This window comes from Verrucosispora sp. NA02020, assembly GCF_013364215.1.
Lineage (GTDB): Bacteria > Actinomycetota > Actinomycetes > Mycobacteriales > Micromonosporaceae > Micromonospora.
Genome location: NZ_CP054923.1, coordinates 3,974,255 through 3,989,843, shown reverse-complemented (window position 1 = coordinate 3,989,843; position 15,589 = coordinate 3,974,255). Strand labels below are relative to the sequence as shown.

General features: G+C 73.2%; 13 protein-coding genes. All 13 read right to left on the bottom strand.

Features of this window, described 5'->3' with window-relative positions:
- Positions 1-4 precede the first annotated feature (4 nt).
- The 13 genes from HUT12_RS17200 to HUT12_RS17140 all read right to left on the bottom strand — a co-directional run bounded on the left by HUT12_RS17200 (position 5) and on the right by HUT12_RS17140 (position 15,463).
- Complete coding sequence (locus tag HUT12_RS17200) at positions 5-805, bottom strand: ABC transporter ATP-binding protein (RefSeq protein WP_201272434.1); 801 nt, start codon at positions 803-805, stop codon at positions 5-7.
- Positions 798-1,622, bottom strand: a complete 825-nt coding sequence (locus HUT12_RS17195; RefSeq protein ID WP_176094030.1) for an ABC transporter permease — start codon at positions 1,620-1,622, stop codon at positions 798-800. The genes HUT12_RS17200 and HUT12_RS17195 overlap by 8 nt, the downstream gene beginning before the upstream one ends.
- The gene (locus HUT12_RS17190; protein ID WP_176094029.1) at positions 1,619-2,419 is read right to left on the bottom strand and encodes an ABC transporter permease; all 801 of its coding nucleotides are present in this window, start codon (positions 2,417-2,419) and stop codon (positions 1,619-1,621) included. Before HUT12_RS17190 ends, HUT12_RS17195 begins: the two co-directional genes overlap by 4 nt.
- Before the next feature lie 66 nt (positions 2,420-2,485).
- Complete coding sequence (locus HUT12_RS17185; RefSeq protein ID WP_131054560.1) at positions 2,486-3,457, bottom strand: ABC transporter substrate-binding protein; 972 nt, start codon at positions 3,455-3,457, stop codon at positions 2,486-2,488.
- 153 nt (positions 3,458-3,610) lie between these two features.
- The gene (locus HUT12_RS17180; protein WP_254876859.1) at positions 3,611-6,412 is read right to left on the bottom strand and encodes a LuxR family transcriptional regulator; all 2,802 of its coding nucleotides are present in this window, start codon (positions 6,410-6,412) and stop codon (positions 3,611-3,613) included.
- A 58-nt stretch (positions 6,413-6,470) separates the two neighbouring features.
- Complete coding sequence (locus HUT12_RS17175; RefSeq protein WP_176094027.1) at positions 6,471-7,118, bottom strand: TetR/AcrR family transcriptional regulator; 648 nt, start codon at positions 7,116-7,118, stop codon at positions 6,471-6,473.
- 120 nt (positions 7,119-7,238) lie between these two features.
- Positions 7,239-8,510 carry an ABC transporter substrate-binding protein gene (locus tag HUT12_RS17170; protein WP_176094026.1) on the bottom strand — a complete coding sequence of 424 codons (1,272 nt, stop codon included), beginning with the start codon at positions 8,508-8,510 and terminating at the stop codon, positions 7,239-7,241.
- 14 nt (positions 8,511-8,524) lie between these two features.
- Complete coding sequence (locus HUT12_RS17165; RefSeq protein WP_176094025.1) at positions 8,525-9,649, bottom strand: branched-chain amino acid ABC transporter permease; 1,125 nt, start codon at positions 9,647-9,649, stop codon at positions 8,525-8,527.
- Positions 9,646-10,524, bottom strand: coding sequence for a branched-chain amino acid ABC transporter permease (locus HUT12_RS17160; RefSeq protein WP_176094024.1), 879 nt, complete (start codon positions 10,522-10,524; stop codon positions 9,646-9,648). Before HUT12_RS17160 ends, HUT12_RS17165 begins: the two co-directional genes overlap by 4 nt.
- A 16-nt stretch (positions 10,525-10,540) precedes the next feature.
- On the bottom strand, positions 10,541-11,266 hold the full coding sequence (locus HUT12_RS17155; protein ID WP_176094023.1) for an ABC transporter ATP-binding protein: 726 nt from the start codon (positions 11,264-11,266) through the stop codon (positions 10,541-10,543).
- Positions 11,263-12,090, bottom strand: a complete 828-nt coding sequence (locus HUT12_RS17150) for an ABC transporter ATP-binding protein (RefSeq protein ID WP_131052921.1) — start codon at positions 12,088-12,090, stop codon at positions 11,263-11,265. The genes HUT12_RS17155 and HUT12_RS17150 overlap by 4 nt, the downstream gene beginning before the upstream one ends.
- A gap of 234 nt (positions 12,091-12,324) precedes the next feature.
- On the bottom strand, positions 12,325-13,218 hold the full coding sequence (locus HUT12_RS17145) for a dienelactone hydrolase family protein (protein WP_176094022.1): 894 nt from the start codon (positions 13,216-13,218) through the stop codon (positions 12,325-12,327).
- Positions 13,219-13,351: 133 nt separating this feature from the next.
- Entirely contained in the window at positions 13,352-15,463 is a 2,112-nt protein-coding gene (locus HUT12_RS17140; RefSeq protein ID WP_176094021.1) for a cellulose binding domain-containing protein, read from the bottom strand.
- Positions 15,464-15,589 lie beyond the last annotated feature (126 nt).

The following is a 15,589-nucleotide window of genomic DNA, read 5'->3' as shown; positions in this document are numbered from 1 at the left end:
ACGGTCACGGGGCGACGGTCTGGGCGCCCTTGGCGCGCCGGATCTGGTCGTAGACGTGGGTCCGCAGCTCCGTGAAGCGGGGTAGCGCGCGAGTCGTGATCTGGTCACGCTCCGGCGGCAGGTCGATGGCGAGATCCTCCTGCACCCAGGTCGGCGACTTGGACAATACTAGAACCCGTTCGCCCAGGTAGACCGACTCGTCGATGTCGTGCGTGACGAAGACGATCGATATCTTGCGGGTCGCGTGCAACTCGCGCACCAGGTCTTCCAGGTCCGCGCGCGTCTGGGCGTCGACTGCGGCGAACGGCTCGTCCATGATCAACACCTCCGGCTCGTACGCGACCGCGCGGGCGATCGCCACCCGCTGCTGCATCCCGCCGGAGAGCTGCCAGGGGTGGCTGCGGGCGGCGTGCCCGAGGCCCACCGCCTCGATGGCGTCGGTGACGAGCCGCTCGCGCGCCGCCCGGGACAACTTCTTGTGGCGCAACGGCAGTTCGACGTTGCCCCGCACGGTCAGCCACGGGTAGAGGCTGCGGCCGTACTCCTGGAAGACGACGGCCATGGCGGGACTCGGGCCGGTCACCGGCGCCTCGTGCATCTCGACCAGCCCGCTGGTCGGTCGCAGCAGCCCGGCCAGGCACTTCAGCAGCGTGGTCTTGCCGCAGCCGGACGGGCCGACGACGCAGACCAACTCACCGGCGGCCATGGTGAAGCTGACGTCACCGATCGCCTCGACGTCCCCGGACGCGGACTCGTACACCTTCCGCAGGTGCTCCACCTTCAGCAACATGTTCCGGTCAGGCACGGTTGACCTCCCTGATTCCGTGGTACCAACGCAGCACCCGCCGTTCGACGACACCGAAGGTCGCGGCGAGCAGGACGCCGACGAGTCCGAGCAGGAGGATGCCGCTCCACATCTCGGCGATGAGGTAGTTCCGCTGGAAGTACGCGATCCGGTAGCCCAGCCCGGCGGACGAGGCGAACATCTCCGAGATCACCATCAGGATGAGCGCCACCGAGAGCCCCTGCCGGACACCGGCCATGATGCGCGGGCTCGCCGCCGGCAGCACGAGGAACCGCAGCCGCTCCCACCAGGTGATCCGGAAGGAGTCGGCGGTCTCGGACATGACGCTGTCGGTGGCCCGGACACCGTCGATGGTGTTCAGCAGGATCGGCCAGACGGCGCCGGAGACGATGACCACCACCTTCATCGTGTCGGTGATGCCCAGCAGCAGCATCATCACCGGGATCAGCACCGGCGGTGGGATGGCCCGGAAGAACTCCAGCAGCGGTTCCAGCAGTTCGCTCAGCCACCGGAACAGTCCGATGAGCGTGCCGAGGGCGACGCCGATCACGATCGAGGCGGCGATCCCGAGGGCGAGCCGATAGAGGCTGGGCAGCACGTCGTGGACGAACGCCGGGCCGATCCAGGTCTCCCGGAACGCCTCGAGAATGGTGAGCGGGCCGGGGAAGAACCGGTTCGTCGACACGGTCGACGCCGCGCCCCAGAGCACCAGGAGCAGGAAGGGCAGCCCGAGCGCATAGAGGAAGCTCGACGCGACACGGTGGGCGACACCGTGCCCGCGCGGCCGGGCGGTGGTCCGGTCGACACGCGTGGTCATCGGGGCTCCTCCCCACGGACGGACTGGTGCCAGGACAACGAGCGCCGCTCGACGAACCGGAAGACGAGGTTCACCAGGAGTCCGAGCAGGCCGGTGACCACCACCAGGGCGTACAGGCCGACCGCGTCACCGGCGGAGCGGGAGAGTTCGATCATCCGCCCCAGACCGGGGTTGCCGATCACCATCTCCGAGGTGATGGCGAGGATGAGCGCCACCGCCGCGGCCAGCCGGACACCCGTCATCAGGTACGGCAGGGTGGTGGGCAGCACGAGGTAGGCCAGGCGCTCGCGCCGGGTGAGCCGGAAGCTGCGCGCGGTGTCCCGGGCCACCGCGTCGACGTCCGCGACCCCGTAGATGACCTGGACGAACACCTGCCAGAAGGACGCGTAGATGATGATCACGAGCGCGGCCTTCATCTGGATGCCGAACATCAGCACGGCCAGCGGGATGAGTGCCACCGAGGGGATCGGACGCAGGAACTCGACCATCGTGTGGGTCGCGCGACGCAGGACGGGCACCAGCCCGACGACGGTGCCCAGGACGAGCGCGGCGACCGTCGCCACGGTCAGCCCGATCGCCCACGAGGTCATGGTGTGGCCGAGCCGGCGCCAGAAGGCGACATCGCGGAACTCCTCGGCGAGCCGGACCAGCACGTCGGTGACGTACGGCAGGTACTCCGAGTTGACCAGGCCGAGCGTCGGCACCAACTGCCAGACGACGAGGAATCCCGCCAGACCCGCGGCGCCCAGCAGCACCTTGCGCGGCGGGCGTGTCCGCCGGATGTATAGCACGTGCATGTCGCTCCCGTGGTCGGCGGCGACGCCCTTCCCGGCCGGTGACCGGGAAGGGCGGGACCGCGAGGGCTACTGCTGCTGGATGAGGCGGTCGAGGTTCGGCTGCCGGTCGAGCACCTGGTACTTCCCGGCGAGCGTGGCGAGCGTGGTCAGGCTCTCCCGGTCCAACTCCCAGCCGAACTCCGGGAGCCGCACCGAGTCCGCCACCGGCTCGGGGAGCTGCAGGTTGTCCTTGATGGCCTGCCGGACGTCCGCCTCGTTGGCGGGGTCCTGCGCCCACTGGAGCGTCTCCTTCATGGCCGTCGAGAAGGCGGAGATCAGCTCGGCGTCGGACTCGGTCCGCTCCTTCGTGGTGATCGTGGTCAGGGTGGCGAGCCCCGGGACGACCGACTGGTAGGGCGCGACCACGAAGGTGTCTCCCCGGCCGCGCAGCTGCGTGACGAACGGCTCCGGCACCCAGGCGGCGTCGATGTTGCCGGCCTCCAGCTGGGCCGGGGTGTCCGGGAACGCGACCTCGACAAACTTGATCGTGGACGGGTCACCGCCGTCCTTCTCCACCGCGGCCATGATGGTCACGTCACCGGCCGCACCCAGGCTGTTCACCGACACCCGCTTGCCGGCGAGTTCGGCGGGCCGGGTGATGCCCGAGGCCGCCGACGCCACGACGGCATTGATGTCGTCGCCGTCGGCGTACGAGGACGCGTAGTTGCCGATCATCACCACGCCGAGGTCCTGCAGGTCGGCCCGGAACGGACCGAACGGCTGGCCGATGGCGAACTCGATGTCACCGTTGATCAGCGCCGGGATCGCCTGGGCGCCGCCCTGCGCGGGGAGCACCTCGACCCCCAGCCCGTGCTTGGCGAAGATGCCCGCCTTGATGCCGCCCCACAACGCGGCGGTCTCGGTGATGGGCAGCGCCGCGACCCGCACCTGGCGCAGGTCGCCGTCGGCCGGCTCGGAGCCGGTCGCGTCGGAGTCGGTACAGGCGGTGAGAGCGATCGCGACGGCGGCGACCAACCCGTAAGTGATGACCTTCTTCATGGACGGGGCCCTTCCTGGGCGGGGGTGGTGGGGTGCGTCGACACGGCGGATGCCTCGGGGGTGCGGACGCGTTCGGGTGTGAGTGGGGTCACCCTGCCGTGGTGGCCATGGTCAGTCACCCGAGCACCAGATGTCAATAATTTCTGACGCCCGTCATGAATAGGTTGAATATTGCGGCGGTGTGCCGTCCAGCGCCCGGGTCAGCTCGGTGCGTGACCGCACGCCGAGCCGGTGGAACACGTTGCGCAGGTGGTGGTCGACGGTGCGGGTGGACAGGAACATCCGCCCGGCGATCTCCCGGTTGGTCGCACCCTCGGCGACCAACCGCGCGATGCGGAGCTGCTGGCCGGTGAGCAGCCGCTCGGCCGGACGCTGCGGCACCCCGACCGACTCCCCCGCCGCGCGTAGCTCGGCCGTCGCCTGCTCGGCCCAGGCGTGCGCGGCGAGCAGCACGAACGCCTGCCGGGCGCGGTGCAGGTACGCCCGGGCGTCGCGTGGACGGCGGCGACGCCGCAGCTCCCGCCCGAACAACAACTCGGTGCGGGCCCGCTCGAAGGTGGCGACGTCGGCCGGGTGCAGTCGCAGGGCGGCCCGGAACAGCTCCTCGGCCTCGGCGCTGCCCCGGGGCGCCAGCAGTGCGTGGCACCGCGCGGACAGCGCCCGTCGCGAGGAGCTGGCCGTGCTGCCGACCCAGCGGTCGAAGACCGCCAGCGCGGTCCGGGCCTGCGCGGGCCGACCGGCGCCGACGGCCGCCTCCACCAGGTGTGGCGTGGCCATCACCTGCACCAGGACCTGACCCCGGCCGGTGCCCGGACGGGCCAGCGCGGTGAGCCGGTCGGCGGCGTCGGCGTACCTGCCGTCGACCAGGTCGAGCACGGACAGCGCCCACTGGGCCAGCGCGTACGGGCGGCTTCCCGCCGGGGCGCTGTCCCCGATCTCGGCCACGTACCGCAGCCCGGTGTCCCGGTCGGCGCGGACCGCGGCGAGCACGGCGAGCAGACCGAGGTGCACCTCGGCACTGGCGTGCTGGTCACCGGAGCGGGCCAGCAGCAACCCCTCGCGGCAACTACGGGCCGCCGCGTCGTGCCGACCCAACCAGTACTCGCTCATCGCCCGCAGTTCGAGGGCGCGCGGCAGCAGGCACACCTCGCCCCGGTTCCGGGCCAGGTCCACCGCACGGTCGGCGAGCCGGTGCGCGGCGGCGTCCACGGCCACCAGCAGGCCGGCGACGGCCGCACCGGTCAGCGCGGTCGGGGTGAGGGCGACGGTGGACCGGCCGCCCAGGACGACCGCGCGGCGCAGCAGCGGGCCGCCGCGCGTGTGCTCGCCCCGTAGTGTCGCGGCGACCCCCGCGATCATCGTGGTCAACAGTTCCGCCTCCGGGCCGTCGGCGTCGTGACGCGCCGCGGCCGGGTGACGTGCCACCTCGGCGTAGCGGTACTGCTCCCCGGAGAAGCACACCGCCTCGCCGGCCCGCAGCAGCGCGAGCCGGGCCGCCGCGAGATCGGTGCCGGTCAGCGCGTCGGCGGCGGCCAGCAGCACGGGCAGCGCGGCGGACGGCGCGCCGCAGCGCAGACGCATCTCGCCGCGCAGCAGCGCGGCCCGGCCGCCGGGGTCGACGTCCCGGGGCGTGCTCGGCCCGCCCGCACCGGCGGCCTCCTCCGGTGCGCCGGGCGGCGGCACCGCGCGCAGCAGGGCGCGGGCCTGACCGGTACGCCCGACCGTCCAGGCGTGCCGGGCGGCGGCGACCCGCCGCTCGGCGGCCAGCGCCGGGTCGTCGGTCAGCTCGGCCGCCCGGGCCAGCGCCGCCGCCGCGCCGACCGAGTAGCCGCCGTCGATGGCGACCGCCGCCAGGTCGGCGGCGAGGGCCGGGTCCGGGCCGTCGGCGGCGGCGGCCCGGTGCAGCACGCGCCGCAGCCGCTGACCGGGAGCGCCGCACGCGGCGGCGAGCAGCAGGTGCGCCGCCCGCCGGTCGGCCGCCGAGGCGGTGGCCTCGACCATCGCGCGGGCGAGCGGCCGGGCGAAGGCGACGTCACCGTACGGGTCGGTCCGCACCAGCCCCGCCGCCTCGGCCGGAGCGAGCGCCTCGACGGCGGTGCCGGCGGCCCGGGCGGCACGGGCCAGCACGCCGGAGCCGATGTCGGCGGCGAGTGCGGTCAGCAGCAGGACGCGCCGGGTGTCGGCGGGCAGCCGGTCCAGCATGGCCCGGTACGCGCGGCCGAGGTTGCCGTCCGTGGGCGGCGCCCCCGGCAGCGGCTCCCGTCCGAGCCACTGGCCCGGGGTGAGCGCGTCGCCCAGGTCCACCAGGGCCTGCGGATTGCCCGCGCCGACGGCGGCCAGCGTGGCGAGCACCGGCTCCGGCGGCGGCGGGCCGGGGCACCGGTCGGCGAGCAGCGCACGGCTGGCGGTCTCGTCCAGCGGCGGCAGCCGGCGGCTGGGTATCCCGGCCACCCGGCTGCCGTCACCGGCGGTGAGCAGCAGGGTGACCGGCAGGTGCCGCAACCGCCGGGCCACGAAGGCCAGGATCCGGGCGGTCGGCGCGTCGCCGGTGTCCAGGTCGTCCATGGTGCACAGCAGCGGACGCTCCCGGGCGGCCCGGCCCAGGAGTCCGAGTACGGCCATGGTGAGGACGAGCTGGTCGTCGTCGCCGCAGCCGTCCCCGGTCAGCGCGCGGCGCAGCACCCGACGCTGCCGCTCGGGCAGGTCGACGGCGTGGTCACGGACCGGGTCGAGCAGCCGTTGCAGGCCCGCGTAGGGCAGCTCCGCCTCGTCGGCCAGCCCGGCCGCACTGAGCACCGTCCGCCCGTCGGCGTGCCGGTGGGCGTACGCCAGCAGGGTGGTGCGGCCGGCGCCGGGCTCACCGTGCAGCAGCAGCGCCGCCCCCGGTGGTGTGGCGAGCAGGTCCTGGATCTGTCGGCACTCGTGCTGCCGTCCGCAGATGAAGGTTATTTGCACTCGTGATGCATTAACCATGCATCGAGTCTCACCCACGTCGGGCGGCTTGGAAAGGGGGTCAGGGTTCGACGACGGTCCTGAACAGGGCCTCCACCGTGCGGGACAGCACGGCACGGGCGGCGTCCACGCCGAGACCGAGACCGTCGCGCAGCGTCGACCAGGCCGGCCAGGTGCTCGCCGCCACCACCGCGAGGACCAGTTGCTCCCGACCGGCACCGGCGCGCGCCAACTCGGCGGCGAACAGCTCCTCGACCTCGCCGCGCACCCGGGCCAGGTGTTTGAGCCGGTTGCGGCGGAGTTGCGCGGAGAAGGGCTCGCGCATCTGGGCGGCCCGTGCCGCCGGTGCGATCAGCTGCAACAGCCTGGCCCGCTGCCGACAGTACGCGTCCACCCGCTTGGCCAGCGGCAACGTCGGCGAGATCGGCCGCCAGGCGGCGTCCTGCTGGCGGAGCAGCTCCCGGCCACTCGCCTCGAACAGGGTCTCCATGTCCTTGAAGTTGGTCCAGAGGGTCCGCAGCGAGATCCCGGCCCGCTCGGCGATGCGCTCACCGGTCGGGCGCAGGTCACCCTCGGAGATCAGGGCGAGATGCGCCTCCACGATGGCCGCCCGGGTGCGCTCGGCCCGGGCGGTCCGTCCGTCGACGCGGCCTGTCGCCTCGGCCGCCGTCGGTGTCGCCGCCCGACCCGCTGCCTCGGCCCCACCCATCCGCGCCCGCCTCCCCCACCGTCACGTTCCGTTGTGCGAGCCGAGTCTAGACGCGTGCCACGGCGGGGGTTTGCGCCCGATATGCCGTGCCGTGTGTCCGGCGGGTCGGAGTATCGGCGGTCAGATCGTCGGCACCCCGTCGGCCGGGGGCGTCACCGGTGGCACGGTGTACTCCGCGACCGGCCCGTCCTCCTCGTCGGTCTGGTACGTCGGGCCGAAGTAGCGCTGCACGCCCCCGTCGACCCGGCTCAACCGGCCGCCGCCGTACCCGGAGTGGTCGGTGGCGGAGAACCGCAGCGGCGCCACACCCGGCCCCTGGTAGCCGCCCTCGGCGACGGCCGCCAGCAGCGCGTCCCGGGTGAGCTCGGGCCCGGCGGCCAGCAGCACCTGCACGAAGAGGTAACCCACCGCCATGCCGTAGACGACGTTGCCGTCGAGGTCCGCGCCGCCGTTGTACTCGGCGTTCACCCTGCTGAAGAGCTGGATCCACGGGTCGGCGGTGTCGGTGGGCATCGGCAGGTAGTTGAGCCCGACCATCCCCTCCAGCAGGCCGGCGGCGTCGCCGAGCTGGCGGGCCAGGGTCGGCTGGTCGGCGCCGACGTTCGAGACCAGCCACTGCGGCCGGAAGCCCAACCGGGCGGCCGTGCCGACGGAGAGCGCGGTGAAGCCGGGCACGGTGGCCAGGATGACGACCTCGCAGCCGGCCGCCTTGAACGCGCCGATCTGCGGTGCCACGTTGGTGTTGCTGGTGACGTACGTCTGGCGGGCCACGATCGCACCGGCACCCAGCACCTGCTCCACCCCGACCAGGGCGTCCCGCCCGAAGTCGTCGTCCTGCCCGAGGAAGCAGACCTTCCGGCCGGGCAGCGTGGTCCGGACGTGGTGGGCGAGGATCTTGCCCTCGACGGTGTAGTCCGGGTTGAAGCCGAACGTGCCCGGGTAGCGGTCGGGCTGGTCCCAGTTGCGGCTGCCGGAGGCGACGAAGAGGTCCGGGACGCGGTTGGTGTGCAGGAAGTCGAGCACGCCGGTGTGGGTGGGCGTCCCGAGGCCGTTGAGGATCGCGAAGACCCGGTCCTGGAGCACCAGTTGCCGGACCACCTGCTGGGTGTTCGCCGGGTTGTACCCGTCGTCCACGACCTTGTAGGTGATCTTCCGGCCGTGCACGCCGCCGTTGGCGTTGACGTGGTCGAAGTACGCCTTCGTGGCGGGGGCGATCTTCGAGTAGCCGGCCGACGCCGGACCGGTGAGCGGCATGTGGGTGCCGACGACGATCTCCGTGTCGGTGACACCGGGGACGGTGCCGGCGGGATCGTCGCCGCCGCAGGCCACGGAGCCGGCCAGCAGGACGACGGCGGTGGCGGTGGCGAGGGAGCGCCGGGTCGTGGATCGCATGGGACACCGACCTTTCATCGGTCCGGTGGTGCGGGGTGGTGGGTGGGGTGTGTCGGCCGTCGCTTCCGCAGCGCCCGGCCCAGGCGGGACAGCGCGCCCTGCACGCCACCGGGCGCGGCGATCATGACGACGATCAACGTGCTGCCGAAGATCGCCAACGGCAGGTTGCCCTCCAGCCGTCGGGCGGTCGTCGGGGCGAGGGTGAGCAGGTCGGTCACCGAGTGCGCGAGGTCGGGCAGGGCGACCAGCGCGACGGCGCCCCACACCGCGCCGGCCAGGCGACCGAGACCGCCGATGACCACGGCCATCACCAGGAACAGCGACAGGGTCAGGCCGAACGCGCCGGGCGACACGCTCTGCGCCAGCACCGCCAGCAGGGCACCGCCGAGACCGGCGGCGGCGGCGCTGACCACGAACGCCACGACCTGCGTACGCGCCACGTGGATGCCGGCGAGGCGGGCGGCCACCTCGTCGTCGCGTACCGCCCGGAAGGCACGGCCGTACCGGCTGCGGACCAGGTTCGCCAGCAGCACCAGACAGAGCAGTGCCGCCGGGGCGGCCAGCCACAGCTGCCACCGTTCGTAGGGGAAGGCGGAGCCCAGGGCCGCCGGGGCGGGGGCGGTCGGCACCGTCAGGCCCTGTTCCCCGTTGAGGAGACCGTCGAAGGTGACCGCCGAGGCCGGCACCACCACCGCGACGGCCAGGGTGAGCCCGGCCAGGTACGGGCCGCGCAACCGGGCGGCGGCCACCCCGACGACCGCTCCGACGAGCACGGTGACCAGCACCGCCACACCCAGCGACACCGGCAGCAGGGCACCGGAGGTGAGGCCCCGGTCGACGAGGGCGTGCTGGCACAGCGCGACGGTGTAGGCGCCGACGGCCATCAACGCCCCGTGCCCCAGGGAGAGTTGCCCGCACAGTCCGGTCAGGACGGTCAGACCGGCGGTCGCGCAGACGTAGGCGGCCACGGTGGCGAGTTGGAAGTTGCGGAACGGGTCGAGCTGGTAGCTGAGGACCAGCACCGCCAGTGCGGCGACGAGCGCGACGGCGAGGTGTCGCAGCAGGGTGGGCACCGAGCGGGGTCCGGCGGGCGGGTCGACGGCGGGACGCGGCGGCGACGCCACCCGGGTGGCGCTCACACCCGCCTCGCGTTCACCGGGGCGAACAGGCCACCGGGTCGCAGCAGCATCACCGCCAGCAGCAGGGCGAGCACCGCGAGGGGAATGAGGTCGCCACCGGCGTACCCGCTGACGTAGGAGAGCAGCAGGCCCACGCCGAGGCCGCCGACGACGGCGCCGGGCGGGCTGTCCAGCCCGCCGACCACCGCCGCGGTGAACGCGGTGACGAAGACCAGGTCCATCGCGTGCGGGTGCAGGCCCAACTCGGTCGGCACGACCAGCATCCCGGCCAGGGCACCGACACCGGAGGCCAGCGCCCAACCGAGGGTCCGCATCCCGGCCACGTCGACCCCGAGCAGCCGGGAGACCTCGGGCGCGAACGCCGCCGCGCGCATCCGCAACCCGACCGCCGTCCGGGTGAAGATCCAGACCAGGGTCGCGCCGACCACGCCGACGGTGGCGAGGACGAAGAGGTCGTACGGCGAGAGCACGGCCAGCCCGCCGGCGGTCAGCGCGGTCCGGCTGAACGGTGCCTGGACCGGCAGGTACTCGTTGCCGTGGATCATGCCGAGGACGGCCTGGATCAGCAGCACCAGCCCGAGCGCGACGATCACCGGGTTGAGCGGTGACCGGTGGTCCACCAGCCGCATCACCGCCACGTCGACGAGTGCGCCGAGCAGCACGCCGGCGACCAGCGCGGCGACGAACCCCGCCCAGTACGAGCCGGTGGCGGCGGTCACCGCGTACGCGACGTACGCGGCGGCGACGGCCATCGCCCCCTGGGCGAAGTTGACGATGCGACCGGCCCGCCAGATGAGCACCAGGGCGAGGGCGAACGCCGCGTGGACCGCCCCTCGGGACAGGCCGTCGAGGGTGAGGAAGAGGAAGCGGTCCAACGATCCTCCTTCTGCGTCAGAACCCGAGGTAGGCGTGGCGCAGGTCGGTGTCGGCGCGGAGCCGGTCCGCCGGGGCGGTGAGCACCACCCGGCCGAGCGCCATCACGATGCCCTGGTCGGCGACGGCGAGCGCGCTGCGGACGTTCTGCTCGACCAGCAGCACGGTCAGCCCGGTGTCGTCGCGGAGCCGCCGCAGCAGCGCCATGGTCTGCGCCACGACCCGGGGTGCCAGGCCGAGCGACGGTTCGTCGAGCAGCAGGAGCCGGGGTCGGGCCACCAGGGCCCGTCCGAGCGCCAGCATCTGCCGTTCACCGCCGGAGAGCTGGTGGCCGAGGTGGCGTCGCCGCCGGGCCAGCGGCGCGAAGAGGTGGTAGACCTCGTCGAGGGCGCGGGCGGCGTCCGCCCGGTCCGCCCGCCACAGCGCGCCCAGCCGCAGGTTCTCCTCCACCGTCAACTCGCCGATCACGCCACGCCCCTCCGGCACGTGCGCCACGCCGCGCCGGACCAGGTGCTCGACCCGGGTGCCGCGCAGGTCCTCACCGGCGAAGCGGACCGTGCCGGCGGTGGGACGCAGCACGCCGGACAGGGCCCGCAGCAGAGTGGTCTTGCCGGCGCCGTTGGCGCCGAGCACGGCGGCGATGGTGCCGGCGGCGACCCGCAGGTCCACATCGTGCAGCACCGGCACCGGGCCGTACCCGACGGCCAGCGCCTCGACGCTCAGCAGGGCCGCCGGCCCGCTCACGACTCGGCCCCACCGGGGCGCGCCGCGTCCTGCGGCACCGTCGCCGCGTTCTGGGGCACGGCCGCGCCGAGGTAGGCGTCCAGCACGGCCGGGTCCTCGCGGACCTGCTCCGGCGTTCCGGTCGCGACGACCCGGCCGAAGTCGAGCACCACGATCCGGTCGCAGACCGCCATCACCAGGTCCATGTGGTGTTCCACCAGCAGGACGGCACAGGGGTCGGTGGCCCGGTGCGGGAGCGCGCGAACCAGGTCCGCCAGGGCGTCCACGTCCTCGCCGCCGAGCCCTCCGGCGGGCTCGTCGAGCAGCAGCAGCCGGGGGCGGGCGGCGAGTGCCCGGGCCAGGCCGACGCGTTGGCGGATGGCGAGGGGCAGGGTGTCGGGTGCCGCCGGGGCGTACCCCGCGACACCCAGTTCGTCCAGGACGGTCATCGCGTGCCGACGCAGCCGGCGCTCGTCGCGGTCGCTGCGGGGCAACCCGAGCAACGCCGGTAGCAGGCCGGTCCGGCTGGTGTGCGTGGCACCGGCCATCACGTTCTCCAGCACGCTGAGGCCGGTGAACAGGCCGGTCCCCTGGAGCGTCCGGGCGATGCCCAGCCGGGTGAGTCGGTGCGGTGCGGGCCGGAGCGGTCGACCGTCCAGGGTGAGCGTGCCCCGGTGCGGGGCGACGAAGCCGCAGACCACGTTGAACAGCGTGGTCTTGCCGGCGCCGTTGGGACCGATCACGCCCACCACCTCGCCCGGGGAGACCCGCAGCGAGACGTCGTCGAGCGCCGTGAGGCCGCCGAACCGCACGCCGATGCCGTGCATCGCGAGGCCGTCGGTCATCGACCCACCTCCTCGCGTCGGCGCCAAACTAATTACACTCGGAGTGTACGTTTCACAAAGTTGACGTCAAGCCCTCGCCGTCCGTGACATCCGCGCAGGCAAGGCCGCCGCCCGATGCGACGGGACGTGCCATCAGTCGGCCTTTGTGCACTGTCCATGCACAGCGAAGCCGCCGATCGGCGGACCGGCGGCGCCCGTCCGGGGCGGCCGGCGACGGCCGCCCCGGCGTCGGTGTCAGTGCGGGCAGGTGCTGCGGTACTCCTCGACGGCCAGGCCGCTCGGTCCCGGGCAGAGGAACTGCTCGTACCGGGTGTCGTCGTCGACGAACCGCTTGAGCCAGGACACCGCCTGCTTCGCGGTCGGCGTGTTCACCGTGTTCGGGAAGAAGTGCCCGGCGTTGTTGAGCTCCAGGTACGCCTTCTCCGCCGAGGCCGGGATGCTGGTGTAGAAGGGCTCGGAGTGCGAGGCGACCGGGGCGACGCCGTCGCTCTCCGCGCCGATGATCAGCGTCGGCACCCGCAGGTTCGACCAGTTCTTGCTCAGGTTCCAGGGTGCCAGCGGCACGGCGGCCTGCAACGACGGTCGGCTCGCGGCGGCCTCCAGACTGCCACCGCCGCCCATCGAGTGACCGGCCACCGCCAGCCGACTGGCGTCGACCCGGCCGCGTACCGAACTGCGCTGGGTCAGGTAGTCCAGCGCGGCCAGGAGTTGGCGCCCCCGGCTGGCCGGCTGGTCGAGACGGGTGATGGTGTCGATGCCGATCACCACGAACCCGTGCGAGGCGATCCGGGGGCCGAGCCAGTCCAGGCTCGACCAGGAGGCGGTGTAGCCGGGCGAGATGGCGACCGCACCGAAGGTGCCCTCGCTGGTGCTGGTCGGATAGTAGATCACGCCGCCGCCGAAGCCGCTGACGCTCAACGAGGAGACGCTCGTCGAGGAGGTGGCGAACGGGCCTCGGCTCGCCTCCAGGATCGCGTCGGTCGGTGCCGGCCCGCGCTCGTACGGGCTGGCGGCGTGGGCGGGCGCGCCGGTGGCGACGAGGCCGCCGGTGGCGGCCAGCACGGCGGCCGTCGCCAGCCGGGCCACCAGGGGACGGAAACGGGAACGGGTGGTGGTGGAGGATCGCACGTCGGGCACTCCCTCGGTCCGGGCGGTATCGACTGCGATCAGTGTTCGAGATGTCCGACCAGCACCGCATCGGCAAAATCGCCAGTCATCGGGGTCGCCGGTGGACGCTGCCCACCGGCGACCCCGGCCCGGTTCACCGCACCGAGCAGAGCGTGCCGTTGAGCCGGAAGGCGGTCGGCGTCACGTTCGGGCCGCTGTACGCCCCGACGAACCCGGTGCCGACCGTCCCCCCGGCGGGGATCCGGCGGTTGTCGTCGGTGGCGGTCACCCGCACGGCGGTGCCGACCTGTTCCCAGTTCGCGTTCCAGCCGCTGCTGACCTGCTGCCAACTCGTCGGCCAGGTCCAGGTCAGCGTCCAGCCGTCGACCGCACTCGTCCCGGTGTTCGCCACCTCGACGTCGGCCACGTAACCGTTGCCCCAGTCCGTGGTGCTGGCGAAGCGGACGGCGCAGGTGCTGCTCGCCGGGCTGCCGGTGGTGAAGGTGAGCGGCGGGGACGACCAGGAGACCCGACCCGCGGTGTCACGGGTCAGCACGTTGACCGTGTACCGGGCGCCGGGGGCGAGGTTGTCCACGGTGAGACTGGTGCCCGAGGTCTCCCCGAGCTGTTCGCTGACCGCGCCGTACTGCCGGTACACCTCGTACTTGGCGATCGGGGCGGCGCCCCGGGTGGCCGCCGGCCAGGAGATGGTCGCGCTGCGGTGGGTGACGTCGTCGACCGTGGGTCGGCCGGGTGCGCCCGGCTGACCACCCGGCGCGGCGGCCGGACGCACCACGAGCGTGGTCAGCGAGTACGGCGGCAGGATCCGGCTGGTCGCGCTGCCGGACTGCGCGGTGGTGACGGCGGTGGCGCCGTTGGTGTGGGTGTGCACGGTCGGCGCGGCGGCCGACGGGGCGAACCCGGCGTAGTCGACGCTGACCTCCCGCGCGTTCTCCGGGTCCTTGTTGATCAGCAGCACCGCGACCTCCCCGTTGGCGCGGCGCACCGCGTGCGCGGCGACCAGCGGGTCACTGGTGCCGGCCCGGATGAACTGGTCGCCGGTCCGCGCGAACCGGCTCATCATGGTCAGCCCGTGGTACGACGCGAACGGCGTGTTCAGCGGCGGCTCGCAGACCGACCCGTCCGAGGTGCAGGTGCCGCTGGAGAGCATCCCGAAGTCGCCGTAGTCGGTCTGCCCGGCCACGGTCGTCACCTTGCCGATGCCGTTGCGCACGTTCCACCACTGCACGGTGAAGACCCCGTTGGCGAGCAGCCCGCTGTAGGCGTCGGCCAGGAACAACGCGGCCGGTTGGCTGGTCATCCCCTCGGCGGTCACGTTCACCTCGGTGAGGCTGATGCCGATGCGGTCCGCGTCCGGTCCGGCGTACCGGCTGATCTGCTGCCGGAGCAGGTGCACCGCGTCGGTGATGTGGCTGGTCCGGGGCAGCGACTCGGCCGGGCTGCCACCCGGGTACCAGTGCACGTCGACGAAATCGATCTTCGGTCCGGCGATCGACAGGACGGTCTGGTTCCAGGGTCCCGGGTCGGCACCGGCGGTCAGCCCGTCCGGCCAGTTCGCCGGCATGGTCAGCACCGCGCCGACCTTGATGTCCGGATCGACGGCCTTCATCGCGTCGGCGTAGTCGACCACCAGGTTCGCGTAGTACGTGGCGCTCTTGTCCGGGTGCTCGTCGGCCTCCCAGGCCGATCCGTAGTGGCCGTTGCCGTAGTTCTCGTTGCCGACGGCCCAGTAGCGGGCGCCGTATCCCTTGGTCACGTTGGCGTACCGCACCCACTCGGCCGCCTCCTGCGGCGTGCCGGTGCCGTAGTTCGCGATGATCATCGGCTGGGCGCCGGCCCGGCGTACCCCGGCCATGAAGGTGTCGAAGTCGGTGTTCGGCGCGACGTACCCACCCGGTGCGGTGTGGTCACGCCAGTGGTAGATGTCGGCGTACGAACCGCCGGGGTACCGCATCATCTGCACGCCGGCCGCGCGCAGCAGGTCCGACGTCTCCGTGGTGCCCAACTGCGAGTCCCAGATGGCGTGGTTCACGCCGAGGGCGGTGTCCGGCACGGCGGCCAGCCCGGCCCGCGCGTTCACCGTCACCGCCACCGGTGCCGTCGCCGCGCCGACGCTGGGCGGCGCGACACCGAGCAGCGCGCCGGTGGCGAGCAGCAGGCTCGCCGCCAGGGCCGCTCGGCCGCGCCGGGAGAGTCGCAACGGCGGGTTCAGGGGTCGAACACCGTGCCTGTTCGAGATGGTCATGGTCGTCCTTCGTGTGTTCACGGCGGCGACCCGCCCGGCCCGGCGTCCGAGGCAGGCAGCTCCGGACGCGGGCGGACGCCACGACAACAGCTCGTCCGCCGCCTCCCGGGAGGCCGTGGCGGCTCC